General features: G+C 38.0%; 29 protein-coding genes. All 29 read right to left on the bottom strand.

The window, feature by feature from the left end:
• Positions 1 to 20: 20 nt before the first annotated feature.
• The 29 genes from ACE025_RS03890 to ACE025_RS03750 all read right to left on the bottom strand — a co-directional run bounded on the left by ACE025_RS03890 (position 21) and on the right by ACE025_RS03750 (position 22775).
• Positions 21 to 803: a flagellar hook-basal body protein gene (locus tag ACE025_RS03890; RefSeq protein WP_485937658.1), complete on the bottom strand. Its 783-nt coding sequence runs from the start codon at positions 801 to 803 to the stop codon at positions 21 to 23.
• Positions 804 to 848: 45 nt separating this feature from the next.
• Positions 849 to 1592 carry a flagellar hook-basal body protein gene (locus tag ACE025_RS03885; protein WP_485937656.1) on the bottom strand — a complete coding sequence of 248 codons (744 nt, stop codon included), beginning with the start codon at positions 1590 to 1592 and terminating at the stop codon, positions 849 to 851.
• A complete protein-coding gene (locus ACE025_RS03880; protein ID WP_485937921.1) occupies positions 1585 to 2301 on the bottom strand; it encodes a sigma-70 family RNA polymerase sigma factor in 717 nt (238 codons plus the stop codon). The genes ACE025_RS03885 and ACE025_RS03880 overlap by 8 nt, the downstream gene beginning before the upstream one ends.
• A 48-nt stretch (positions 2302 to 2349) precedes the next feature.
• Complete coding sequence (gene flhA / locus ACE025_RS03875; protein ID WP_485937654.1) at positions 2350 to 4431, bottom strand: flagellar biosynthesis protein FlhA; 2082 nt, start codon at positions 4429 to 4431, stop codon at positions 2350 to 2352.
• A gap of 47 nt (positions 4432 to 4478) precedes the next feature.
• The gene (locus ACE025_RS03870) at positions 4479 to 5564 is read right to left on the bottom strand and encodes an EscU/YscU/HrcU family type III secretion system export apparatus switch protein (RefSeq protein WP_485937652.1); all 1086 of its coding nucleotides are present in this window, start codon (positions 5562 to 5564) and stop codon (positions 4479 to 4481) included.
• Positions 5565 to 5580: 16 nt separating this feature from the next.
• Positions 5581 to 6354, bottom strand: coding sequence for a flagellar biosynthetic protein FliR (gene fliR / locus ACE025_RS03865; protein WP_485937650.1), 774 nt, complete (start codon positions 6352 to 6354; stop codon positions 5581 to 5583).
• Entirely contained in the window at positions 6351 to 6614 is a 264-nt protein-coding gene (gene fliQ, locus ACE025_RS03860) for a flagellar biosynthesis protein FliQ (RefSeq protein WP_188203958.1), read from the bottom strand. The genes fliR and fliQ overlap by 4 nt, the downstream gene beginning before the upstream one ends.
• Before the next feature lie 9 nt (positions 6615 to 6623).
• Entirely contained in the window at positions 6624 to 7355 is a 732-nt protein-coding gene (gene fliP, locus ACE025_RS03855) for a flagellar type III secretion system pore protein FliP (protein WP_485937919.1), read from the bottom strand.
• 17 nt (positions 7356 to 7372) lie between these two features.
• Positions 7373 to 7762 carry a flagellar biosynthetic protein FliO gene (locus ACE025_RS03850; RefSeq protein ID WP_485937647.1) on the bottom strand — a complete coding sequence of 130 codons (390 nt, stop codon included), beginning with the start codon at positions 7760 to 7762 and terminating at the stop codon, positions 7373 to 7375.
• A gap of 24 nt (positions 7763 to 7786) precedes the next feature.
• Complete coding sequence (locus ACE025_RS03845; RefSeq protein WP_485937645.1) at positions 7787 to 8254, bottom strand: flagellar basal body-associated FliL family protein; 468 nt, start codon at positions 8252 to 8254, stop codon at positions 7787 to 7789.
• Complete coding sequence (locus ACE025_RS03840; protein WP_485937643.1) at positions 8254 to 9000, bottom strand: OmpA family protein; 747 nt, start codon at positions 8998 to 9000, stop codon at positions 8254 to 8256. The genes ACE025_RS03845 and ACE025_RS03840 overlap by 1 nt, the downstream gene beginning before the upstream one ends.
• Positions 8993 to 9802: a motility protein A gene (locus tag ACE025_RS03835; RefSeq protein WP_485937641.1), complete on the bottom strand. Its 810-nt coding sequence runs from the start codon at positions 9800 to 9802 to the stop codon at positions 8993 to 8995. The genes ACE025_RS03840 and ACE025_RS03835 overlap by 8 nt, the downstream gene beginning before the upstream one ends.
• Complete coding sequence (locus ACE025_RS03830) at positions 9802 to 10065, bottom strand: flagellar FlbD family protein (RefSeq protein ID WP_485937639.1); 264 nt, start codon at positions 10063 to 10065, stop codon at positions 9802 to 9804. Before ACE025_RS03830 ends, ACE025_RS03835 begins: the two co-directional genes overlap by 1 nt.
• Positions 10066 to 10091: 26 nt before the next feature.
• Complete coding sequence (locus ACE025_RS03825; protein WP_485937637.1) at positions 10092 to 10943, bottom strand: flagellar hook-basal body complex protein; 852 nt, start codon at positions 10941 to 10943, stop codon at positions 10092 to 10094.
• Positions 10944 to 11022: 79 nt separating this feature from the next.
• On the bottom strand, positions 11023 to 11397 hold the full coding sequence (locus ACE025_RS03820; RefSeq protein ID WP_485937635.1) for a TIGR02530 family flagellar biosynthesis protein: 375 nt from the start codon (positions 11395 to 11397) through the stop codon (positions 11023 to 11025).
• Positions 11381 to 11830 (bottom strand): flagellar hook assembly protein, encoded by a 450-nt coding sequence (locus tag ACE025_RS03815; RefSeq protein WP_188203966.1) that lies wholly within the window; start codon positions 11828 to 11830, stop codon positions 11381 to 11383. Before ACE025_RS03815 ends, ACE025_RS03820 begins: the two co-directional genes overlap by 17 nt.
• Before the next feature lie 13 nt (positions 11831 to 11843).
• Positions 11844 to 13196, bottom strand: coding sequence for a flagellar hook-length control protein FliK (locus ACE025_RS03810; RefSeq protein ID WP_485937632.1), 1353 nt, complete (start codon positions 13194 to 13196; stop codon positions 11844 to 11846).
• A gap of 35 nt (positions 13197 to 13231) precedes the next feature.
• A complete protein-coding gene (fliJ, locus tag ACE025_RS03805; protein ID WP_485937630.1) occupies positions 13232 to 13666 on the bottom strand; it encodes a flagellar export protein FliJ in 435 nt (144 codons plus the stop codon).
• A 35-nt stretch (positions 13667 to 13701) separates the two neighbouring features.
• Positions 13702 to 15018, bottom strand: a complete 1317-nt coding sequence (gene fliI, locus ACE025_RS03800) for a flagellar protein export ATPase FliI (RefSeq protein ID WP_485937629.1) — start codon at positions 15016 to 15018, stop codon at positions 13702 to 13704.
• A gap of 7 nt (positions 15019 to 15025) precedes the next feature.
• Positions 15026 to 15775, bottom strand: a complete 750-nt coding sequence (locus tag ACE025_RS03795) for a FliH/SctL family protein (RefSeq protein ID WP_485937627.1) — start codon at positions 15773 to 15775, stop codon at positions 15026 to 15028.
• Positions 15759 to 16766 (bottom strand): flagellar motor switch protein FliG, encoded by a 1008-nt coding sequence (gene fliG, locus ACE025_RS03790; protein ID WP_485937625.1) that lies wholly within the window; start codon positions 16764 to 16766, stop codon positions 15759 to 15761. The genes ACE025_RS03795 and fliG overlap by 17 nt, the downstream gene beginning before the upstream one ends.
• A 3-nt stretch (positions 16767 to 16769) precedes the next feature.
• Positions 16770 to 18368, bottom strand: a complete 1599-nt coding sequence (gene fliF, locus ACE025_RS03785) for a flagellar basal-body MS-ring/collar protein FliF (protein WP_485937623.1) — start codon at positions 18366 to 18368, stop codon at positions 16770 to 16772.
• A 25-nt stretch (positions 18369 to 18393) separates the two neighbouring features.
• Positions 18394 to 18714 carry a flagellar hook-basal body complex protein FliE gene (gene fliE / locus ACE025_RS03780; protein ID WP_485937621.1) on the bottom strand — a complete coding sequence of 107 codons (321 nt, stop codon included), beginning with the start codon at positions 18712 to 18714 and terminating at the stop codon, positions 18394 to 18396.
• A gap of 78 nt (positions 18715 to 18792) precedes the next feature.
• Positions 18793 to 19224: a flagellar basal body rod protein FlgC gene (gene flgC / locus ACE025_RS03775; RefSeq protein WP_485937619.1), complete on the bottom strand. Its 432-nt coding sequence runs from the start codon at positions 19222 to 19224 to the stop codon at positions 18793 to 18795.
• Between the two features lie 28 nt (positions 19225 to 19252).
• Entirely contained in the window at positions 19253 to 19630 is a 378-nt protein-coding gene (gene flgB, locus ACE025_RS03770; RefSeq protein ID WP_485937617.1) for a flagellar basal body rod protein FlgB, read from the bottom strand.
• 544 nt (positions 19631 to 20174) lie between these two features.
• Entirely contained in the window at positions 20175 to 20540 is a 366-nt protein-coding gene (fliS, locus tag ACE025_RS03765; protein WP_485937615.1) for a flagellar export chaperone FliS, read from the bottom strand.
• A 41-nt stretch (positions 20541 to 20581) separates the two neighbouring features.
• Positions 20582 to 20938, bottom strand: coding sequence for a hypothetical protein (locus tag ACE025_RS03760; RefSeq protein WP_485937613.1), 357 nt, complete (start codon positions 20936 to 20938; stop codon positions 20582 to 20584).
• A gap of 36 nt (positions 20939 to 20974) precedes the next feature.
• Positions 20975 to 22408: a flagellar filament capping protein FliD gene (gene fliD, locus ACE025_RS03755; protein ID WP_485937611.1), complete on the bottom strand. Its 1434-nt coding sequence runs from the start codon at positions 22406 to 22408 to the stop codon at positions 20975 to 20977.
• A 16-nt stretch (positions 22409 to 22424) separates the two neighbouring features.
• Complete coding sequence (locus ACE025_RS03750; RefSeq protein WP_485937609.1) at positions 22425 to 22775, bottom strand: flagellar protein FlaG; 351 nt, start codon at positions 22773 to 22775, stop codon at positions 22425 to 22427.
• Between the last annotated feature and the right edge of the window lie 126 nt (positions 22776 to 22901).

The following is a 22901-nucleotide window of genomic DNA, read 5'->3' as shown; positions in this document are numbered from 1 at the left end:
GAATAACAAACTCTATTATCTTATTGCTTAAAGTTATTGATCATTCCCATGATTTCATCAGTGCTTTGAGCGGCTTTTAAATTCAATGAATAAGCTCGTTGAGTAACGATCATATCCGTAAAAGTAGTAGGCAAATCTACGTTAGAACTTTCTAAATAACCTTGTTTAATGCTTCCAAAAGCATCATTCGCACCATTTGAAATCAACAACTCGATTCCAGCTGGTACTTGGTACTTATTTCCTCCTGCTGGCTGCAATGCTTCTGGGACAGTAGGATAAAATAATGGAATAGTGGCTACTTGCGTTTGGTTGCCATTATCATCTAAGATCATGACGGCTCCAGAATCCTGTACTGCAATATTTCCAGCAGGCCATTGATCAACCGGCACTGTCGCATTTATTGACAACGATTCATTGTTCCCATTCGTCAACGTTCCATTAGTATTCAGTTGAAATCCACCATCTCGGGTCAGGTAAAATTGTCCAGCAGCATCTGTGACTCCAAAAAAGCCGTTTCCAGCAATAGCCATGTGAAACTCCCCTTGGCTCTCAGTCAAGGATCCTTGTTTGAAATTCGAAGTTGTTACTCCACTTAATGACCCTACGCCGATTTCTCCGTCTTCTGCATTATCTGATAAAAGCAATTTATCTTCTGCCAATTGATTGGTCATCAACTCACGAAAATTAACTTGTTTTGATTTGTATCCAGTTGTATTGACATTCGAAATGTCATTAGCAATAGCATCCATAGCTTTTTGATGGGCATGGATCCCGCTTCTGCTTGTGCTTAAAGAAATACTCATTTTATTTCTCCAATCTCCCTTTTATCCAGCTATCTTAAAACAGCTTTACACTTTCCCTAGTTCATTAACCGCTTTTTGCAAGGTTTGATCTGCTGCTTGTAAAATCTTTTGATTAGCTTCATATTCTCTGGACACTTGCATCAAATCGATCATCACGTCTGCTGTATTGGCGTTGGCCGTTTCAACTGCTGATTGGAAAATAGCTGTATCACCAGCCATCATACCACCGTTTCCTGAAAATAACGTGTCTCCTTGGCTAGTCAATCCAGCAGGATCAGCAAAACTCGTTAATTGCAGTTGCTGCCCCGTTTCAAGAATCGTTCCATCCGTTGAAACTGTAAAGTCCATACTACCTACTTGAATAGGTGTATTGGCAGTACTCATTACTTGATGGCCTTCTTGCGTTGCCAAGAACCCTTCTGCATCTACCGTGAAGTTTCCATTACGTGTATACATCGTTTCGCCATTCGCCGTTTGAACCGTAAAGAATGCCTCACCTTGAAGAGCTAAGTCAGTTGACGAGTTGGTTAATTTGATACCACCTTGACTAAAATCCCGGTACACTTCATCGATTTGACTTCCTAAGGACAAGCCTCCAACATTGAACCGCTGATTCAATTCAGGACCATCTAATCGGTTGAACAAGTTTTGTTCCACTAAACTGCTTTGGATGATTTCTTGTTCTTTATATCCAACAGTATTTAGATTAGCAACAGTAGTACTTAAGTTTTCCTGCTTTTTTTCTAATATATGTAAGTTTCTGTTTGTAGTAATAAATCCTCTAATCATTATAAGCCTCTTTCATATGACTCTTTAATTTTACAATCATTTTCCCATGGATCTGAGAAATACGCGGAATCGACAAATCGTATACGAATGCAATTTCTTTTAAACTTAATTCTTCTATATACAGCATGTTTAAAATTTGCTGCTCACGTTCGTCTAATTTTTTGATCGCTGAAGCCAGCATCTCTTTTCGCTCATCTTCTAAAAGAACTTCTTCAGAATTCACAGCATTTTTATCTTCCAATACATCCAGCATCTCGACATCGTGACCTTCTTCAGAAAACAGTACATCTTCTAAAGACACCGACGCCAGTTGATGAATAGTTTCGTGAAGCTTACCCAATTCTTTTTCTCCAATGCCCAGCTCTGCGCAAATTTCATTATCCGAAGGCGTACGCATAAGTGTCTTTTCCAATTTTTCTTTGGCTTTGTAAAAATCATTTAATTTCGTTATGCGCGATCTGGAAACTTTAGATGTTTTACGCACTTCATCAATAATGGCACCTTTGATTCGGATATAAGCATATCCTTCAAAAGGGACTTTCTTTGAATGATCAAACTTATTCAGTGCGTCCATCAATCCGATCACGCCCATGTTGATCAAATCAGATCGTTCATAGTCGCTTCGTTTGATGTTTAACCCGTTCACAACTTTTTCGACCAAGGGAAGATACTTTAAGATTTCCTGTTCTCGGTCAGTCTCATAATACATCATTGCCCTTCCTCCTAGCCATTTTGTTTGGATGCACCATTAGTGATGTCATGTTTCAATCATACCTTGCGTTTCGATTGGAATATCATTTGGCACTTCATTTAGAGACAAGATCGGCAAATCTGGAAAATTGAAGGCCAATAAATTTCTGACTGCCGGACGAATCTTAGGCGACGCCAACAACACGTGAGGTATACCATGGCTGTCCAATTGATTGTTGGAGTGAGTCAAGTTGTCAAAGAAATTCGTGATCTCATTTGGCTGAAGAGCTGGTATGGAACCTGCTGTCGATTTTCGTGTGCTTTGGCTGATTCGTTCTTCCAAATCTGGATGAAGCGTTACTACATGCAACACACCATTTTGATCTAAGTGAGGCTTTACGATCGTTCTCTTCAAAGCTTGCCGCACATACTCTGTCAGCACTTCTGTGTCTTTTGTTGTATTTCCATAGTCTGCCAAAGTTTCCAATATCGTTACTAGATCGTTGATCGGGATATGTTCTTTCAATAAACTTTGCAGCACTTTCTGCACTTCACCCAAACGTAAAATATCTGGAATCAATTCATCAATGACCACGCTATATTTTTCTTTAATACCTTCAAATAATTGTTTCACTTCTTGTCTGCCCAATAATTCGAAACTATGCTGCGTGATGGTTTCTTTCAAATGAGTGATCAGTACGGTCAATGGATCTACAACGGTGTATCCTTTGATATCCGCCATGTCTCGATCACTTTCATCGATCCACATAGCATCTAAACCAAATGAAGGTTCTTTAGCTGGTATTCCGTTGAATTCAAACGTAGACTCTCCTGGATCAATAATCAAAAATTTGTCTAGATACAAGCTTCCTTGTGCGACTTCATTCCCTTTGATCTTGATAACATAGTCATTTGGTGCCAATTGCAAATTGTCTCGGATGCGAATTGGATTCAGTAAGATTCCCATTTCTTGTGCGCATTGACGGCGAATCGTAGGAATTTGACTAGTTAAATTACTATCTTGGCGTTCATCCGCCAATGGAATCAATCCATACCCTATTTCGATCGAGATAGGATCTACTTGGAAAGCGGTGATCGATTCTTCTTGGACTTTTTCATTCTCCGTACGTTGAGCTGCTGCTTCTTTTATCTCAGAATCTTTTTCTTGATTCACTTTGATTTTTTCATTCTCATCGATCAGATAACCTGCAGCAAAAGCAATCAACCCGATCAGTAAAAATGGTATGGTCGGCATGCCGGGTACAATAGCGAACAACAGTAAAACTCCCGCTGCGATTTTAATGACTTTAGCATTTCCAAATAATTCTCCGCTTAACGAGCTCCCGAAGCCTGTTTGACTTCCAGAACGAGTAACTAAAATACCCGAAGCAACAGACACCATCAATGAAGGAATTTGACTCACTAAACCGTCTCCGATCGTCAGCTTTCCAAATTGATTTAAGGCTTCCATTATTCCCAATCCTTGTTGCAGAGAAAAAATCAGGATTCCTCCGATCAAATTGATCAAAGTAATAATGATACCTGCAATAGCGTTCCCTTTAACGAATTTGCTTGCTCCATCCATAGCTCCAAAAAATTGCGTTTCACGTTCTAAATCTTTACGGCGTTTCTTTGCTTGAGCTTCTGTAATCAAACCAGCGTTCATATCTGCGTCAATTGACATTTGTTTCCCCGGCATAGCGTCTAACGTAAACCGAGCAGACACTTCCGATACACGACCTGAACCGCTTGTCACGACCATCATATTAACAAGAATGATAATGATAAAAATAACTGCTCCAACAATAAAATTATTTCCGGCTACGAAATTCCCAAAAGTTTCGATCATTTGTCCGGCATTTCCCTGTGTCAATATCAAACGGGTAGACGAAATATTCAGCGCCAAACCGAACATCGTTGTGACCAATAATAAAGTAGGAAAAGTAGAAAATTCTAGAACAGTTTTTGTGAATAACGTCAGCAGTAAAATAATCAACGATAAAGAAATATTTACAGCCAACATAAAATCTAATATAGGCGCTGGTAGAGGGATAATAATCATTGCCAAGATTCCCACCACTAAAACAGCAATTCCTATATCAGAAAAACGACTAAATTTTTCTATTCTTTCATTTAAAGCACTTATCATTACATGGTCTCCTTCGTCTACCTCTGATAGGGTATTTCTATACCAGATTAAATCTTGTCTTTTTTCATTTCTTCCATTTGGTAAACCAACGCCATGATTTCTGCGATAGATTGATAAAGATCTACCGGTATGGGTTGTCCTACTTGGATGTTTTTATACAAATTTCTAGCGATGGGCTTGTTCTCTATGATCGGAACAGCATACTCACGAGCTTTTTCTCGAATTTTCTCTGCAATCAGATCTGCTCCTTTTACGACTACGATCGGCACTTCATCTTTTCCTTTTTCATACCTGATAGCAATCGCTAAGTGAGTCGGGTTCGTGATCACAACGGCCGCTGTTTCTACATCTCTTATATTTCCGTTGATCATTTGTCGGTGAAGTTGCTTCCGTTGAGATTTAATTTGCGGATCTCCTTCACTTTCTTTGTACTCATCCTTGACTTCTTGCTTTGTCATCTTCGTTTTTTGGCTGAACTCATAACGCTCATACACGTAATCCGCAATTCCCAAAACCATTAAAAGTACAGCCAAATTGGTACCTACTGTTTTGATCAATTCTAAAAGTGTACTAAAAATCTTTTCGGTACCGAACTTACTTAAATTGACGATCACTACAATAGAATCTGTCAATGCATTGTAAGTCACCCAAAATACGAGAACCAGCTTGAAAATTGTTTTCACTAAGGTAAACGCAGCTTTTTTACTAAACATATTTTTAAATCCGCTGACAGGATTGATTTTTTTCAAGCTCATTTTAATCGGTTCTTTTGAAAACAAGAACCTGGTCTGTAGTCCGGCAGCCAATAAAGAAACAAAAAATGCAATCAATAAAAATGGTGCAGCAATAGTAAACAGCATAATAATCGATTGAACGCCAATACTGGCCAAATTATTTCTTAATCCTTCCGTACCCACCTGGCTTCCCATTGTTAATCCATTCTCTAAGAAACCTTTCAAGTAAGCAAAGCTTTTTTCAAATACATACCAGCCAAGAGATGTTGTCATCAAGGCAAACACTGTAAAGGAAATAGCCGAAGTCAAGTCGCTGCTTTTAGCGACGTCCCCTTTTTTTCGAGCATCTTTTATTCGCTTGGGGCTGGCTTTTTCAGTTTTACTATCCTTATCTTGCATGACAACTCACCTCTCTTTAACCAGGTAACGAACGCATGAATTCATTCATGTATTTCACCATCATCGGCATTATATCTTTGATACTTTCTGTCATCGGTGTCAAAACCACTAATGTCATCAGTAAACTAACCAATACTTTTAGCGGCATTCCTAAAATCAATACATTGATTTGCGGAACCGTTCGAGAAATCAATCCTAACACCACTTCAGCGATCAAAGATGTCAGCATGAGCGGCAATGCTAAATTCAGCGCCAACTCAAAAATCATCCCGAATAAGGTTACAATACCTTCCGTACCAAAAGAACCTAAATCAGTGCTGTCTAACGGTAAATAACTAAATGATTTTACAAGAGTCTTGATTACTGCATGATGCAGATCCGTAAAGAAGAAAATACACATCGAAATCCAGTAAAAGATTTTTCCATAATTGGAAACGCTGATTCCTAGACTGGGATCATACACTTCACTCATTGAAAACCCTACTTGAAAGTCGATCAATTTCCCTGCCATTTCAACTGCTGAGAAAAACAACTGACAAATGTAGCCAATTGCAAAACCGACCAAAACTTCTTTTAATCCGATAAAGAAAAATTCAACTATGCCATCAATAGTGGTAACACTAGGCACCACAGAATAAACACCGATTGATATTCCTGCTGATAAAACCACTTTGACTAAGTTAGGCAGACCAGTAAAAGAAAATCCAGGACAGATCAAGATAAATGCAGACACTCGCATCAAGATCAGTAAAGCTCCGTTCAATTCTGTTAGTAAGGCGTTATCCATCATAGGCTCGCAATAGTTTCAAAGATTTTCTCAGTAAATTCAATCATTACATTCAGCATGAAATTACCGAATATGATCAAAGAGGCAATGACGGCTAATATTTTTGGTACGAAACTCAACGTCTGCTCTTGCAATTGAGTAGTGGCTTGTAAAATACTAATCACCAATCCTATAATCAAGGCAATAGCTAATGTTGGTCCTGCTACTTGAATAATGGCCAAAAAAGCTTCGCGTACAATATCTAATGCTTGTTCTACTTTCATTTTTCACCTCTACTGAAATCCTGAAACAAGGGATTCTACTACTAAATACCAACCATCTACTAATACAAACAATAATAATTTAAACGGCAATGAGATCATGACTGGTGACAGCATAAACATTCCCATGGACATCAGAATACTCGCGACGACCATATCGATGACCAGAAAAGGAATAAAGATCAAAAATCCTATGCTGAAAGCTGTTCGTAATTCACTGATCGCAAACGCTGGCGTCAAGACCGTCATTGATAAATTTTCTAAATTCTTCGGTTTCTCTTCTCCAGAAATATCTAAAAACAATTGGATATCTTTTTCACGCGTTTGTGCAGCCATAAATTCTTTCAAAGGTCCTTCTGCTCTTTCTATCGCCACTTCCGTAGTGATTTCTTCATTCAAATACGGATTGATCGCATCTTCCATAATTTCATCTGTCACAGGACGCATAACGAAGAAAGTAAGGAAAATCGCTAATCCCATGATGACGATATTGGGCGGATTCTGCTGTGTCCCTAATGAACTTCTAGTAAAAGACAAGACTACAATGATTCGAGTGAAAGCTGTCGTTAAAACCAGGAAGGCTGTTCCAAAGCTTAACAGGGTAAGCAATAAAAACAATTGAACTGTTTCGGCATTTTCTCCTGCTCCACTATCTAGAGCAGATGTGATAGTATCCATGATCTCTGTTGCTCCTACTTGTTGGGGAAACCCAAACAATCCTATTATTCCGCCCGTTACAAGCAAGACTTTTTTCAACACGGTTATTTCCTCTTTTCAGTATAAGTTTGAATTTTTTCTTGAATTTTTGTGTAGATTTCTTTAAATTGTTCCGCATCTGGTGTTTTTTGTCCGGCTGAAAGTTCTTTTTCTTTTCTCATCGCTATGATCGCATCGCTCTCATCTTCAGAGAATTCTTTTAAGATCTCATTTCGCCCTTCTGTAAAGCTCATCAAGTAATAGCTTCCCAACATTTCAACAATACACATAGACGAATTTTTATTGACCGGCATCCGTTCAATAATACGAATAGCCTTTGTCTGCTTATTCATTATGGTATTCATATAACCCAATAGTTTATTGGCTAAAAAGATGATTACTATTAATGCTAGAACACTTTTCAACACATATTCAAGCCCTGTTCCAAAACCCATTCTTTAACTCCTCATTTTCTTCATCTATTGTGTGACGATGTTGGTTATGTATACCTCATTGACTAAATTTGAACCGATTTCTTGATTGATTTTCTCTCTTAATTCATTTTTGATCACCAATTCGCCGTCTTCTGAAGCAGCGTACAATGAATCACTTGTCTTATTTCTTAATACAGCAATAATGGCATCTCTTACTTGAGCTGTTTTATCTGTAATAGTTGCTTCCGCATCCTTTTGCGAACTGTGAATCGACAATTCGATTTGCAAGTATTGATCTTTGTTGTTTTCTCCAGGGGTCAAATTAACCAAGAACTGCTCTAAAGGCACTGTAATTTCTTCGCTTGAGTCAAAAACCGTTGCCGTTACTTCTTGAATTTTCCCTGTACTGAAACCAATACCTAAAAGTGTTCCAGCCGTCAACAATAGTAAAATGATGACTACGATCAACACAGGTTTCAACTTATTTTTTGGTTCAGGAGTTGCATTTTCCATCAACTTTCCTCCTTAAATTCTTCATATAGTATAACGATGTTTACTCGTCTGTTTTCTGCTCTGTTTTTTGCTGTATCATTGGGAGCGATTGGTTGGTACTCCCCATAACCACGAGCGGATAATCGAGTTGGATCAACTTGTTTTTCTTCACTAAGATATCTTAAAACTGAAACTGCTCTTGAAGTAGATAATTCCCAATTGCTTGCGTATTGTGCATTGCTCATTGGAACATTATCTGTGTACCCCTCGATGATCACTTCATTAGGAACTTGGTTGATCAATTCTGCTAAATTATCTAATGTCTCTTTACCCGATCCTACTATTTCGGCACTGCCTGATGTGAAAAGAATAGAATCTTTGATATCCAAATAAATTCCTTCAGAATCGATTTTGATACTAATATTCCCTTCCATTCCTTGTTCTTTCAATTCTTTTTCCATTTCTTTATACATTTCGACTAATTCTGGCGGGATCTCTTCCCCTGTGGTTTCGACGCCTTCAACTTCTTCTAAATTCCCATCGTTATTTGGAACCACCGTTGTCTCCTCAGGCAGTAATCCATCTTGACCTGTAAAGGCTAATGACATAGATGCAGAAGCTTGGTCGAACTTCGAATCACTGACACTCGACATAGAGAATAGAAGAATAAAGAAGGTTAACAATAAGGTCATCAAATCAGAGAAGGTTGTCATCCACCCTGGAGAGCCGCTACTTTCTATGGATGTTGTTTTCCGTCTTCTAGCCATAATTTCTTTCCTTTGTCAAATCAGCTTCGACTGTATCTGAGTCAAGATCACTATTTGAGGCAGGCAAGTAACTTCTTAATTTTTGCTCAATGACGCGCGGATTCTGACCAGCTTGGATAGACAATACTCCTTCAATAGCCATTTCGCATAATTGCATTTCTGCTTCCGTTTGAATTTTCAAATTCGTTGCTATTGGCAAGAAAATCATATTGGCTAACAAACTTCCGTAGAAGGTTGTGATCAATGCTGTTGCCATCCCAGAACCAATAGTACTCGGATCTGTTAATTGTCCCAACATGATGATCAATCCGATCAATGTTCCCAACATACCAAAACCGGGAGCAAGTTCTCCCCATTTATTAAAAATATTTTGTCCGATACTATGTCTTTTCTCAATATTTTCTGCTTTGATTTCCATAATTTCTCGAATATCTTCTGGATCAGATCCATCTACAACCATTTCTAAACCATACACCAGCATTTCATTGTCCAACTCTTTGATGTCATTCTCGATGGCTAATATCCCTTGACTTCTAGTTTTCTTAGAAATATCTACGACAGTAGCAATCAGTTCTTCTTCTTTGATGTCTGATTGTAAAAGTAATTGTTTCAACACACTTGGTATTTTCTTTAAATCGGTTAAAGGAAAACTAACTAATAACGCACTAAATGAACCGCCTAGTGTAATGACAAGTGAAGGAGCGTCTAAAAAAGCAGCAATAGGACCTCCTGACGTTATAGACCACACCAACAACCCGATTCCTAAGATTATACCGATTAAAGGAACCATATTTTTTTTCATTATTTCTCCTCACCCTCTGGTAATTGAGTATAAATTTTACGTTTAAAGGCAATGATTTTTTCAATAATATCTTCTTCAGGATCAACCACTCTGATTGTTTTTCCATCTACTAAAGTAATGATCGTATCAAAAGTGTGTTCCATTTTATAAATCAAATCGCAGTTCAAATAAAATTCTTTACCTGAAACTGAAGTTAAAGCAATCATCTCGCTTACCCCATTTCTCTCTTCAAGACTTGCTAAATGGAACAGAAACTGTTCCATTTAGCAGCATATTCACCTATTTATTCTTAACGTTTCAGGTTGATCAGTTCTTCTAACATTTGGTCAGAAGTCGTGATACTTCTTGAGTTGGCTTGATAAGCACGGTTCGTAACAATCATTTCAGTAAATTCATTCGCTAAGTCGACGTTTGACATTTCTAAGAAACCAGATTGAACTTTTCCGTATCCTGCATCTCCAGGTCTGCCTAATTCTGCAGCTCCAGAGTTAGCTGTTGCAACGTATAAATTGCTGCCGGCTTTTTCTAATCCATCTGGGTTTGAAAAGCTTGTTAAAGCCATTTGACCAAGCACGTAAGATTTTCCGTCGCTGTATGTACCTTTAATCACCCCTGTGTTGTCTACAGTATAGCTTTGTAAGTTAAATGTATTTGCTCCAACTACACGAGCAGCTGGGATTTCTAGAGCTTGTAATGCATTTCCTGCAACGATTCCAGTTCCATCTGCATTAGCTGCATATCCCATAACATTCAACCCGCTGGAAGTTACTAAACTTCCATCAGCACCTGTATAAAATCCACCGTCACGAGTATAAGAAACTTCTACTCCGCCATTTCCACTAACCGTGAAGAATGAGCTGTCGCCGTTTTCGATCCCGAAATCTAAAGCTCTACCAGTAGTTTGCAAGGATCCGCCTGTCATGATCGTATCGATTGAGCCGGTCTGTACTCCAAGACCTACTTGTTGTGCGTTGATTCCTTCTTGAGCATTGGCATTTGTTTGGCTGATCATATCTTCAAAACGAACACGACCTGCTTTGAATCCTGTTGTACTTACGTTTGCGATATTATTTGAAATAACATCCATTTTCGTTTGTTGGCTCTTCATTCCTGTAACACCAGAGTATAGTGATTTTAACATGTTGATTTCCTCCATTCAGTTGTACCCACTTCTATCAGTCCATGGGTCTTGGCTTCCGTTAGGTCCAGCCAGTTCATTATCAAATATGTATTGCGCTGTCTATATTGGTAATTGTTCGCATTTCGCTTGTCTTTTGTGCTGTGATGATCGTTCGATTGTCGATACTGGCAATCAATGCCATATCTTTAAAAAATATCAGCGAGTCTCTGGAACCTTTTTGATTCAACTCATCAAACGCTGATTCCAACGTCTGCATATCATTACTTTCCAGCTGAAGACCTCTTTCCTCCAACCTTTTTTGAGCATGACGCGAAATCTTGACTTCTTTAGTATTATCTGTTTCCGCTGCTGCATCGGTTAAAAAAGTGCTGAACGTGCGGTCAATCTTAGAGTTTATAGAAGTTTTGGTCTGTACATTACCCGGTGATGGAGTACCATCAATTCTTAGGTTCATTTGCTTTGACACCTACTTCTACTACATCATTTAAAGCATATTCTTTCCCATTGATTTGAAGTGTCGCGTAGCCTTCTGTGTAACGGACTTTTTCAACTGTTCCAGTGACAAAAGTCGTTTCATCCAAAACTTTCACTTCTTTGCCCAACATATCTAATCCTTGCTGCTGCTGCATCATCAACATATTTGTCGTTACTGTTTCTGTTAAAGCAGTCAATTGATCTACCATGTTGAACTGAACAATTTGAGAAATGTAATCGCCGCTTCCGCCGTCACTACTGCCGCCGCCTTCTCCAGAAGAAATAGGAGGATTGCTGATCGAAGCTGCCATAATTTTCAAAAAGTCTTCTGAACTTAATTCAGCGTTCGTTTTTTGTTTTGAACCTCTGATACTTTCAGTAGATCCGATAGTAAAATTTGTTGGAATATCCATTTTATTCTCCTTTTCACGCCAAAATACTCAGACGTCCTGTTGAAGTATCTGTCTCGTCTTCTGCAGCTGTTAAATCTGGATTTTCCGAGGATTCTATGAACCTTCCCGGAACAGCGTGATCTTGATTTTCAGCTTCATGCTGTGAACTGCCGGCAAATGAAAAATCTGTCGCTTGCGGCAAACTGATCTGTACAGTCATTTCTTGCAAATGAATATTTTTCTGCGCCAAACTAGCTGTCAATTGCTTCATGCTGTTGTCCATTAATTCTTTTGTTTCCGTACTTTCTACGACGATCGTTGTATACAGTTGCTGTTCTCGTATTTGGATCTCTATCCTCATATTTCCCAATGATTCTGGAGTCAAACTTATTCGTGCTGTAGTTTGTTGTCCTTCTTTCATCCCGGCACTTTGATCGAAAATAATCTCACTTACCGCTTGGGTCAGGGCTTGTTGATTCTTACTGCTGCTCTCACTAGTCAACACTACCGGTAAAGCTATCTCTTTTTGTGAGGTTGTTGTCTGTGCAGGTACTGCAGCTAATTGATCTGTAAAGGATCCAGACACTTTCATTCTCAATTGAGATTGGATGTCCAAATCGTCTTGACCAGTTGTCATCTTCTCTGTTGTCTGCTCTACTATGACTTGTTCAATCACTTGTTCGAATTCTGGTAAGACAGCGTTCTCAGCACTTACGTTCATTGCAGATATAAGACTGTTCTCCAACCTGTTTGTTGAAACCGGCTTGATGATGTTAGATTCGGTATTTATTTGAATTGGGTCAGCAGAATTTTTTTCCAAGGTTTGAGCTTGTTTTTTAAACACTGCTTCACTGTTTTGAGAAACGACTGTTGCTTGAGTTGTTTTACCGCCTAGTGAATCATCCACAACTGCTGGTTGAGCTGATAGTTTATCTTCGCTTGTTGGCAATTGTGCTTCTTTTGGATCAATAGGTTGTCCGTTGGCATCTTCTACTACAGCTCTTGTATTTTCCAGAGCGATTTCTTTTGAAATAACTTTTGATTCCCGAGAAACTGAAGCAACTTCTCCTGTTTCTAAATCAGGTTCCAGATGAGCAGTCAATTGTTGTTCGGCCATTTTTAAGGGTTGGTAAAAGAACGCCGCTATGTTAGGATCAGTTTGTTCTTCCAACGAATCTGTCGTTTCGGATTCTTGATCTATCTTACCTTCAGAGACTTCCATCTGTAAACCTGGTTCATTTTCAGCTTGATTTGCTGACTGCTGCCCATTTTTTTGCATCGATTCTGTTAATTGAGCAGTAAATTCTGCCGCGTCTACTAGAATCGTGGAATCAGGCAGGCTTCCTGATTGAATATGTAAAGCGGGTATGGCTTGTGTCGCTTGCATAGGTATCACCTCCTTTCAAATGGTTTAAAGGCTTCCTAATAAAAGACTCGACCGAAACTCAATGTTGCTATCTCATCCAATTGCTGCTGCTCTTCTTTTTTGATCAGTTCAGCAGTCGTCCACAATTCTTTTTCTTTCAACTTTTCCATGACTTTTTTGTCTTTATGAGCCTCAAGCAACTCAGCTTGAGCCGCTTCTAGTTCTTTTTGCGTTAAATCTAATTGGTTTTTTTGATGAATGATCTTTTCATCCAACAACGCTTGATATAATTGCTGGTGTCTCATATCATTGATTTTATTGATTTTTAAGCGATCATTTTTGACTTTGATATTTTCTCTAATCAAATCTTCCAGCACAGCTTGTTGTGCTTCTCTCTTCACTTGTACTTGAGCTACTTTTCTTTTTGCTGTTTCTTCAAGATCTGAGCGCCAATCCAATATCTTTTCCATTGAAAATGTTTGACTTGCCAATTATCGCACCTCTTTTTCTCTTGCTGACTAACTTCTTAAACTCCTTGGAACAATTGCGTCAAAGCTTCCTTCGTTTCTTCAAAGCTTGAAGGTTCATCGACATTTTGTTTCAAGAAATCTTTGATAGGACGATTCAGTTGAATTGCTCTATCTACTAAAGGGTTACTGCCTTGACGATAAGCCCCTACATCAATTAAATCTTTTGATTCTGCATAAACTGCAAGGTTTTCTTTTAACTTCCCTGACAATTGATAATGCTTTTCTTCCGTGATGTCTTTCATCAAACGACTGATACTGCTTTGGACATCAATTGCCGGGTAATGATTTTCAGAAGCAATTTTCCGAGACAAGACGATGTGTCCATCTAAGATCCCACGAACCGTATCGGCGATAGGTTCGTTCATATCGTCCCCTTCAACCAATACCGTATAAAAAGCAGTAATAGAACCTTTGTCAGACATCCCGCTTCGCTCGAGTAATTTTGGCAGCGTCGTAAATACCGAAGGCGTATACCCTTTAGACGTCGGCGGTTCACCAGTAGCTAAGCCGATTTCCCGTTGTGCCATCGCTACACGTGTCACCGAATCCATCATCAGGACGACTTTTTTTCCTTGCTTCCTGAAATACTCTGCGATCGCCGTAGCAACCGAAGCACCTTTTAAACGAACTAAAGGCGGCATATCAGAAGTCGCACAAACGACAACCGATTTCTTATACCCTTCTGGACCAAGATCTTTTTCAATAAATTCTAAAACCTCACGTCCACGCTCACCGATTAAACCGATTACGATGATATCCGCTTCACAATAGCGAGCGATCATGCCTAACAACGTACTTTTCCCGACTCCGGATCCAGCGAATATCCCGACCCGCTGACCTTCTCCTACTGTCAGCAAGCCATCGATGGCTTTAATCCCTGTTGAGATCACATCTTTGATCTTCATCCGTGTAAAAGGGTTAGGCGCACTTTGATTGACATTGAAATGATCTCCATTGATTTCAATATCTTGATACATTGGACGGCCTAAACCATCCATCGTTGTTCCCAATAACTGCTCGCTGATTTCGATTTTCAATGTCGTTCCGGTTGGACGAACCAAACACCCTGGTCCGATACCTTCAACTTCATCAAGCGGCATCAATAAGACTGTTTCATCAACAAATCCTACTACTTCACTAAGAGCAACTTTGCCGTTGGATTTGATCAGTATCTCGCAGACTTCTCCGACAAAAGCATCCAGACCTTCAACTTTAATGATGATTCCGGTAACTTGACTGACTTTTCCCATTTTCAAGTGATATGTATTCTTTTTTATGGAAGCTGTGTACTTTTCAAAGGGAACTTCTATCACTCTATCCTCACTCCATCGACTTCATTTCTTGAACCATTTTTTCCAGTTGCTTCCCTATCTGCAAATCAATAATATTATGAGCTGTCTCGATCACACACCCATTTTTTTCCAATGTATGATCAGTCAGTACGATAAAACGAACTTCTACATATTTTTGCTCTAATAAAGTCAGTTTTTCTTGAACTAATTCAACTTGTTCTGGACGAACAGTCACTGTTATCAGCTTTTCGGTTTTATTCATTCGCATCAATAAAGGTTTCACTAATTCCAACACTTGATCAGAAGAAGCATCGATCGTTTGATGGACGATTGCTTCAGCCATCGTAGCCGCTAATTGAATTAGTTGGTCTTGCTTTTCACTGTAATACTCTGCCAGTTTTTCTTCTGCTTCTTGAACCATTGCATGAGCATGTTGGATCAAGGTTGCTGCTTCTTCTTGGCCTTCTTGCATCGCTTTTTCAAATCCGGCGGTATAGCCTTGTGAGTAACCTTGTTTTGTACCTTCTTCAAAACCAGATTGCTGAGCTGCTTCTTTGATCTTTTCTGCTTCAAAAGATGCCTCTTCCAGCAATCGCGTTTTTTCTTGTTCAGCTTCTTCCAATAGTCGCTCAGCTTTCGATTGAATGACTTCGTCTTCTTTTGAACTTGCAACAAATGCTGTTTCTTTTTTCTTCACTACAAAATTCGTAGTAATCTCTGCAAACTGTTCTTCGCTTGAGGCTTGCTCTGCCTTTATCACATTATGAAATAATGACATCACTTTCTCCTCTTCTCAAATAAATTTCGCCTTGTTCATCCAATTTGCGGATAGTAGCGACAACTTTCTGCTGGGCTTCTTCTACTTGGGACAAACGCGCAGGTCCTAAGAACTGCATATCTTCTTTCATTGTTTCTACTTGACGGTTAGACAAGTTGCTGTAAACAAAGTCTTTAATATTATCACCAACACCTTTAAGCGCCAGCAATAGATCATCTTTATTGACTTCACGCAACACTTTTTGAACATCCGAACGTTCCAATGTAATAATGTCTTCGAAAGTAAACAAGTTCGCTTTCACTTCGTCTGCTAAATCAGGCTGTCTTTCTTCCAACACTTGCATGATGTTCTTCTCTGTACCTCTGCCTACTGAGTTCAAAATTTCTACTAATGTTTGAACTCCGCCCACTGCTTCAGTTTTGTTTTCCACATAGTTAGAGAATTTATTCTCGATGACTTTTTCTATTTTTGAAATAATCGTCGGCGATGTGTGACTGATCGTACCGATTCGTTCGGCAATTTCAGATTGCTGTTCAATCGGAAACTCTGCTAGTACAGCTGCTGCTTTCTCAGGCTGCATGTAACATAAAATCAACGCAACAGTTTGCGGCTGTTCTCCCAATAATAAGTTGGTCAATTGCTGCAGATCCGCTTTACGAGCGATATCAAATGGACGTTCGCGTAATTGGATTTGATTCAACATATCGATCACTTCTTTTGCACGTTGAGGTCCTAAAGCTTTGTTCAATAAACTTTTAGCATAATCGATTCCGCCGTCAATGATATACTCGCGAGCTTGCTGCATTTCAATAAACTCATTAACGATGGTATCGCGTTCTTCTGGTTTGACATAATCAATATTCGCTATCTCATAACTGATTTTTTGAATGATATTGTCTGGCAGCATCTTCATGATTTTTGAAGAGGCTTCAGAACCTAACGTAATCATCAAAATTGCTGCTTTTTTTAATCCGTCTGTTGTTGTATCCATCCACTACTCTTCCTTCATCCAGATTTTTATCAAGTCGGCAGCCATTTCTGGGTTCTCTTCGGCCATCGTTTTGACTTTATTCTCTTTTTCACTCATTGTTTTATTCAATTGTAATTTCAAGTCTGCTTCTTCTTTTTCAGCTGCTTGTTGTGCAGCTTTTCGAGCAAGAGCCGCTTGAATGTCATCTTTCACAACAGATTGAATCGGTTCTTCTTCTACTTCATCGTAAAGGTCGTCAAACTCATCGTCTGCTGATCTTTTCTTCTTAAAGATACGCAACATTAATGTCAATAAAACGATCAATCCGATTCCGCCAGCAGCATAAGGCCAGTTGTTCTTGAAGGCTTTTATCAATTCTTCTTGGAAATCAGCCCCAATAATCGGTGCATCTTCATCTGCATTATTGTTTACAAATGGTATTCCTTGAATAACGATACTTTCCTGATCAGCTCCAATAGTCATTTGAGCAATTTCTCCAATTTGCGCTGATTGATCTAGATTCAAGTTACCGTTATACACAATAGAAGCTGACAGTGATGTGATTGTTCCTGGAGCTTTTATTGTATGTGTAGTAGTTGTATCTATTTCATTATTCACTGTTCTGTTGTAGCTCGAACCATCTTCTGCTTCACCTTCTACGATGACGTTACTTACATTATCGTTGCCGCCTGTTTCTTCAGTTGTCATATTAGAACCATTTGCTTGTACGCTTTCGCTGCGGACGACCGGACCATTGCCATAAGCATCGTATTGAACCGCTTCTTCTTCAACAGCATCGAAATTCATTGCTACGCTGACAGAGACGGTTAAGTTGTTCATGCCATAAATCGGACCTAACGTTTCGATCAACTTTTGTTCCATGTCTTTTTCATAACTCGCTTCAATATCTCGGTATTGATTTTTCAAAGTAGCAGAATTGATACTTTCGTCGCCTATAGCGCTGCTAAGAAGGTTCCCATTATTATCCACGATCTTGATATTTTCTTGCGGCAGGTTGTCTACTGCTCCGGCCATTAAAGATGCGATCCCTTGGACTTCTGCAGGAGAAATATCAGCTTTTCTTGGTGTGATCACAACTGAAGCAGAAGCTTCTGCTCTATTCTCTTGATCAACAAACACGCTGTCTTCCGGCATCGATAAAATGACTTTTGCGCTCTTTACCGTGTCTAACGTGCTGATTGCTCGCTCCAATTCACCTGATACAGCTCTTTGATACATGATATTTCGGTCTTCATCTGTAGCCATCATGCTTGATGTGTCAAAAATCTCAAAACCAATAGAGTTTTCAGGTACCATATCGTTCATCGCTAACTCGATACGGTATTTATCCACTAAAGAAGAGTCGATCAATATCGTCGTTCCATCGTCTTCTAATTTGTAGGCTACTCCTTGAGCTTCCAAATCATCAACGATCAATCCAGCGTCAGATGCTTCCATTTCTGAAAACAACACGCTGTAATCTACTTTTTTTGTAATATATGTAAGGCCCCCGACGACTAAAATAATCGCAGTAAGAATCATAGCTAACTGAGTCTTCTTGCTTTTATCTAACGCTTGCCATCCGCCTTGGACTTTCCCCCATGCTTGCTTTATGTTATCCATTTAAACGTAATCTCCTCAACATTTTCTAGAATTGCATATTTTTGACATCGTTATATGCTTCAATTGCCTTGTTACGTACTTGAATGGCCAATTCTAAAGAAAGCTGAGCTTCTGTCGCTTGAATCATAACGTTATGTAAGTTATCCACATCACCAGTGATCAACCCTGTAATAGCTTCATTCGATGCCACTTGCTGATGGTTTAATTTCTCCATTGATCCACTAAGTAAATTATCAAAAGACGGAGCATCTGTTGCGCTGCTTGCTGCTGATTGAGTCGCGTTTTCCATACCGCCTGTTGTTGAAATACCATTCAGTAAACTGTTGTACATTGATTCTATGTTCATTGTCCTACTCCCTTATACTCATCTTAGTTTCGTTATACTGTACTGTACGCAAAACGAAACCGTCATTTTTTTGTCATTCTATCGTGCTGAAATTTCCAAGGCCTTACTCAACATACTTTTACTAGCATTTGTAGCTGTTACGTTCGCCTCATAAGTTCGAATCGTATTCATCATTTCGACCATTTCATCAGCCATATTGACATTCGATTTAGTTACATAACCAAATTCATCTGCATCCGGATGAGTAGGATTGTATTCTATTACAATCTCATCACTGGATTCGATCCCTGTTGCTCGGACACCAAAGCTTTTTTCATTGATGCTTCCAGCTAAATCAGACGTTTTTTGCATCAAACTTTCTTCAAAGACTACAGTTTTCTTTTGATAAGGTCCGCCTTCTTCGGTACGTGTCGTATTCACGTTCGCAATATTACTTGAAATGGTATCGAGTTTTAATCGTTCTAAACTCAGCCCGCTGCTGTTGATGCGCATTGAATCAAAAATAGACATTTGTTCTTCCTCCTATTGCCTAATAACTTTATTTAGTAATCACACTATTTAACATTGAGTATTTCGTATTTAATTGAGCTACCAGTGCATTGTAATATAAACTGTTTTCTGATTGATCCATCATTTCCACTTCGATATCTACATTATTCCCATTGTCTTTGACGGAAGTGTTTGCTCGTTTGCTTACTATTGGCTGTACATCTGTCAAATCAGCGATACCGAAATGCTGATCATCTGTTTTAGTTAAAGAAAAGCCATTGGACGCACTGTCCAACAGGCTTTCAAACTCCACTTTATTTACTTTGTAGCCATCTGTATTAACATTAGCAATATTGCTGGAAATCATTTCTTGTCGCAACTCAGCAGCATTTAACGCATTTTTTATTAACCCGAATGTTTGATCCATTGGTTTCCCTCCTTGTTTTTATATCCTAAGTTTATGCATTTTTTATAAATCTATAATTTTTTCTTATACAATTGAAAATACTTTCACATAAGCTTTATTATAAATATTTAAGGGAAAAACGCACTTTCTCAAAAGTATAAAAATTCTAAATATATTCAAAAAATTATTTAGTTAAATGATTTAATACCCTTCAAATGTATGTTTTTAAAGCAAAAACTCTTATTTGAACTCGCAATTCATGTTTATTCATTAAATTAAATAACATGCATTTTATGTATAAATTCTCTTTTATGACAATATTTACTCAACAGCTAAAGTATAAGTGAAAGGAATTTGTTTGACAACGAAATTTTTGTTATTTGTTTGTAAATCAAAGTATTTTTTTGACAACTTTTGTAACAATTAAATAGCAAAATATTTTGCGCTTTGTGAAACGGAACACTTTTCCTTGATATAGCAAAGAAACCACCCTGACAAAGCAGGGTGGTTTTTACTATCCTATTCAATTAATTAAAATTGTCTAAATTCCAACTTTTTTATTCACTTAAATTTCTGCCCACGCCTCACGAAGTTCTTCGATCATTTCTCGGTTTTTTTGAATAATAGTAACATCTTTTGTGCGGTTAGCTTCAATCAAGTTTATCATAAGATATTCATAGATATCATTCAGGTCTTGAGCAACTTGACCACCTTGCTCTTTATTTAAAGTACTTGCCAACTCAGCTATGATATCTTGTGATTTGATCAGAGCCGTATGAGCTTGGTCCAACTTATTTTCTTTAATACTTAATTCAGCCAATTTCATGTTTTTAATACATCCATCATACAATAAAACAACTAATTTTTTAGGGCTGGCATTAAGAATTTGGTTTTGTTTGTATACATTTTGTGCATTGCGTTGTTGCATCATGATTCTTTTCTCCTTACATATGGTCTTCCACAAGTTACAGGTTACATTCCTCTATCCACAAAGATAGGTTGTTGAAAAGACGAGTAATAATTATCTACTACTTTATTTTTTTGATTCATTTGCTTCATTTTATCCAAAATAACTTTCCGGTCTTTTTTGATCACAGCTAGTAAGGATTGCTGTCCCTCAATGATGGCTGCTACTTGCTCTTGTTCTCGTCTAGTATAGACTCTACTATCTTTTTGGTTGAAACTATTGTCTATTTCTTTTAATTCTGCTAGTAAAACATTGTTTTTTTCAATAATTTCATTAGCTTGTGTACTAGTTCCATCCCATTTCTGCAAACTCTGGAGCAACTGATTCAGTATTTCTAAACGATTATATTGTTGATTCGGCATATTCCTATCCCTTCTCATATTCCCATATGACGTTTACTATTGATTTTGTTGATTAGTTGATCCAATTTGACTCATTAAGTAACTCATCTGAGACTCTGCTTCCATCATGGCTACATCTAGAGCAGTAAATTGTTTAATATACCGTTCACGTTTTGCTTCTAAACGTTCATTAAATTTTGTAATTTGTTTATCTAAGTCTTTAATCAGGTCGTCATTGGTTTTTGATTTAGTAGTTATAATGCCTGTCTTCTCACTAATATACTCATTAATAAAAGATGTCATTTGTTGAGCCATTCCGATTTGTTTTTTCTCGCTTGACTCTACACCCTCAGCATTAGTTGTTACAACTGTTTCTTCACGGAAAAAATAGTTTTGTACAGCGTTAGAATCCTTTGCTAAAACTTTTTTCAATTTTTCTGAATCTAAAGTTGCAGATCCATAACGATCGACTTCTATTCCTAAATCAGATAAAGCTCTGATCGACTGAGAGGTATCATTAGATTGAGTTGTCATCAAAGAGCGAAGTTGTGATTGTAGTCTCATCAGAGAACTGTCTCCAGTTAATGATCCTGTAGTATTGCCTTCTGCTGCAGGATTCCCGACATCTAACTGTTTATCAATAAACGACATTGTAGAATTGTATTGGTCTATAAATTCTTGAACAGCAGCGTTTGTTTTTTCAAAGTCTTCCGCTACTTTGATGGTACTTACTTGATTATTGCTTACAGCCGCTAAATTAAATGTTAATCCTTCAACCGCATCTGTGATGGTATTTGAATTACGAGTCAGTTCGATCCCGTTGATTTTTAATTTGGCTGCATTACCCTCAGTAAAGACAGCACCTACTCCAGCTTCGTTTCCTAAAGCCAGTTCTCCTGCCAACGATCCTCCGACAGTAATAGAGCGTTCACCCATATTGGAATCCATCAAAACTATACGATTATCAACAATTGAAGCACGCAATCCAGATTCTGTATCTTTAGCAGATTCGTTAATTTTAGTTACAATATCTTTTAAGCTCTCATCGTTAGTAACATCAATTGAAACAATTTTATTATCTGCATCCGTCAATATTAACGTTCCATTTATCATTAAGTTCTCTGTCGACTTTTTGCCGCTCATTTTTTCGATAACGCCAGAAGTCAACTGACTAGACTTAGCCAATTCTAAAACTTCAACATTATAGGTTCCTTCAAGTGCTTGGGTCCCCGCTGAAACAGTTACAGCTTTTTCATTACTGTTGCTAACTGTTTTTGAATCAAATACTTCTACTTTTTTTAAAGCGTCGAATTTTTTATATAATGTATCTAAGCGCGTATTGATATCTTTCCACGCAGTTTTTTCATTAGTCAACTTAGTTTGCTGACTCGTATATTGTTTTAATTTACCAGATTCAGCTTGAATCAATTGATCGACTGTGTCCATTGTGATACCAGAATATGAACCCATAATACTTACATTACTCGTCATTGTTTTTATCTCCTTATTACTTTTGTTTATCGATAACGAGTCCAACTCGTTTCCATATTTCTGCTACCATATCCAGCATCTTTTCAGGAGGAATCTCCTTTATTACATCATTAGTTTCCATATCAACTAATTTCACCATAACTCGTTCAGTGCCTTCATGAATTCTATACTGAAATTGAGCATTTATCCCTAAAAGATGACTATTTATTTTATTAACAGCTTTTTCAAGGTGTTCTCCTGCAATATTTTCTTCTGCTTCATCATATAGGAGCTGCATTTCTTTAAATTCGTTTTTAGAAACAAAAGAATTTGCTTTCTTAATACTATCAATAGCTGTTATCGGTTTATTTGCTTGAATGTCTACCAAAATCTACACCTCCAACATGATGAAAAAGAAGAATTTATCTTCTCTATCTTAAATGTATTCCTTTGCTTTTTCAAGATATCAATAATAAGCCGACATTAATCGGCTTATTATCAAAGACCTTATTTT

This window comes from Desemzia sp. AGC72, from assembly GCF_057334175.1.
This window is presented reverse-complemented; position numbering and strand designations above follow the sequence as displayed.

Bases quoted from the DNA above. Each gene is read 5' to 3' on its own strand.
- ACE025_RS03890 (WP_485937658.1), bottom strand. From the start codon at position 803: ATGAGTATTTCTTTAAGCACAAGCAGAAGCGGGATCCATGCCCATCAA.
- ACE025_RS03885 (WP_485937656.1), bottom strand. From the start codon at position 1,592: ATGATTAGAGGATTTATTACTACAAACAGAAACTTACATATATTAGAA.
- ACE025_RS03880 (WP_485937921.1), bottom strand. From the start codon at position 2,301: ATGTATTATGAGACTGACCGAGAACAGGAAATCTTAAAGTATCTTCCC.
- flhA (WP_485937654.1), bottom strand. From the start codon at position 4,431: ATGATAAGTGCTTTAAATGAAAGAATAGAAAAATTTAGTCGTTTTTCT.
- ACE025_RS03870 (WP_485937652.1), bottom strand. From the start codon at position 5,564: ATGCAAGATAAGGATAGTAAAACTGAAAAAGCCAGCCCCAAGCGAATA.
- fliR (WP_485937650.1), bottom strand. From the start codon at position 6,354: ATGATGGATAACGCCTTACTAACAGAATTGAACGGAGCTTTACTGATC.
- fliQ (WP_188203958.1), bottom strand. From the start codon at position 6,614: ATGAAAGTAGAACAAGCATTAGATATTGTACGCGAAGCTTTTTTGGCC.
- ACE025_RS03850 (WP_485937647.1), bottom strand. From the start codon at position 7,762: ATGGGTTTTGGAACAGGGCTTGAATATGTGTTGAAAAGTGTTCTAGCA.
- ACE025_RS03845 (WP_485937645.1), bottom strand. From the start codon at position 8,254: ATGGAAAATGCAACTCCTGAACCAAAAAATAAGTTGAAACCTGTGTTG.
- ACE025_RS03840 (WP_485937643.1), bottom strand. From the start codon at position 9,000: ATGGCTAGAAGACGGAAAACAACATCCATAGAAAGTAGCGGCTCTCCA.
- ACE025_RS03835 (WP_485937641.1), bottom strand. From the start codon at position 9,802: ATGAAAAAAAATATGGTTCCTTTAATCGGTATAATCTTAGGAATCGGG.
- ACE025_RS03830 (WP_485937639.1), bottom strand. From the start codon at position 10,065: ATGGAACAGTTTCTGTTCCATTTAGCAAGTCTTGAAGAGAGAAATGGG.
- ACE025_RS03825 (WP_485937637.1), bottom strand. From the start codon at position 10,943: ATGTTAAAATCACTATACTCTGGTGTTACAGGAATGAAGAGCCAACAA.
- ACE025_RS03820 (WP_485937635.1), bottom strand. From the start codon at position 11,397: ATGAACCTAAGAATTGATGGTACTCCATCACCGGGTAATGTACAGACC.
- ACE025_RS03815 (WP_188203966.1), bottom strand. From the start codon at position 11,830: ATGGATATTCCAACAAATTTTACTATCGGATCTACTGAAAGTATCAGA.
- ACE025_RS03810 (WP_485937632.1), bottom strand. From the start codon at position 13,196: ATGCAAGCGACACAAGCCATACCCGCTTTACATATTCAATCAGGAAGC.
- ACE025_RS03795 (WP_485937627.1), bottom strand. From the start codon at position 15,775: ATGTCATTATTTCATAATGTGATAAAGGCAGAGCAAGCCTCAAGCGAA.
- fliG (WP_485937625.1), bottom strand. From the start codon at position 16,766: ATGGATACAACAACAGACGGATTAAAAAAAGCAGCAATTTTGATGATT.
- fliF (WP_485937623.1), bottom strand. From the start codon at position 18,368: ATGGATAACATAAAGCAAGCATGGGGGAAAGTCCAAGGCGGATGGCAA.
- fliE (WP_485937621.1), bottom strand. From the start codon at position 18,714: ATGAACATAGAATCAATGTACAACAGTTTACTGAATGGTATTTCAACA.
- flgC (WP_485937619.1), bottom strand. From the start codon at position 19,224: ATGTCTATTTTTGATTCAATGCGCATCAACAGCAGCGGGCTGAGTTTA.
- flgB (WP_485937617.1), bottom strand. From the start codon at position 19,630: ATGGATCAAACATTCGGGTTAATAAAAAATGCGTTAAATGCTGCTGAG.
- fliS (WP_485937615.1), bottom strand. From the start codon at position 20,540: ATGATGCAACAACGCAATGCACAAAATGTATACAAACAAAACCAAATT.
- ACE025_RS03760 (WP_485937613.1), bottom strand. From the start codon at position 20,938: ATGCCGAATCAACAATATAATCGTTTAGAAATACTGAATCAGTTGCTC.
- fliD (WP_485937611.1), bottom strand. From the start codon at position 22,408: ATGACGAGTAATGTAAGTATTATGGGTTCATATTCTGGTATCACAATG.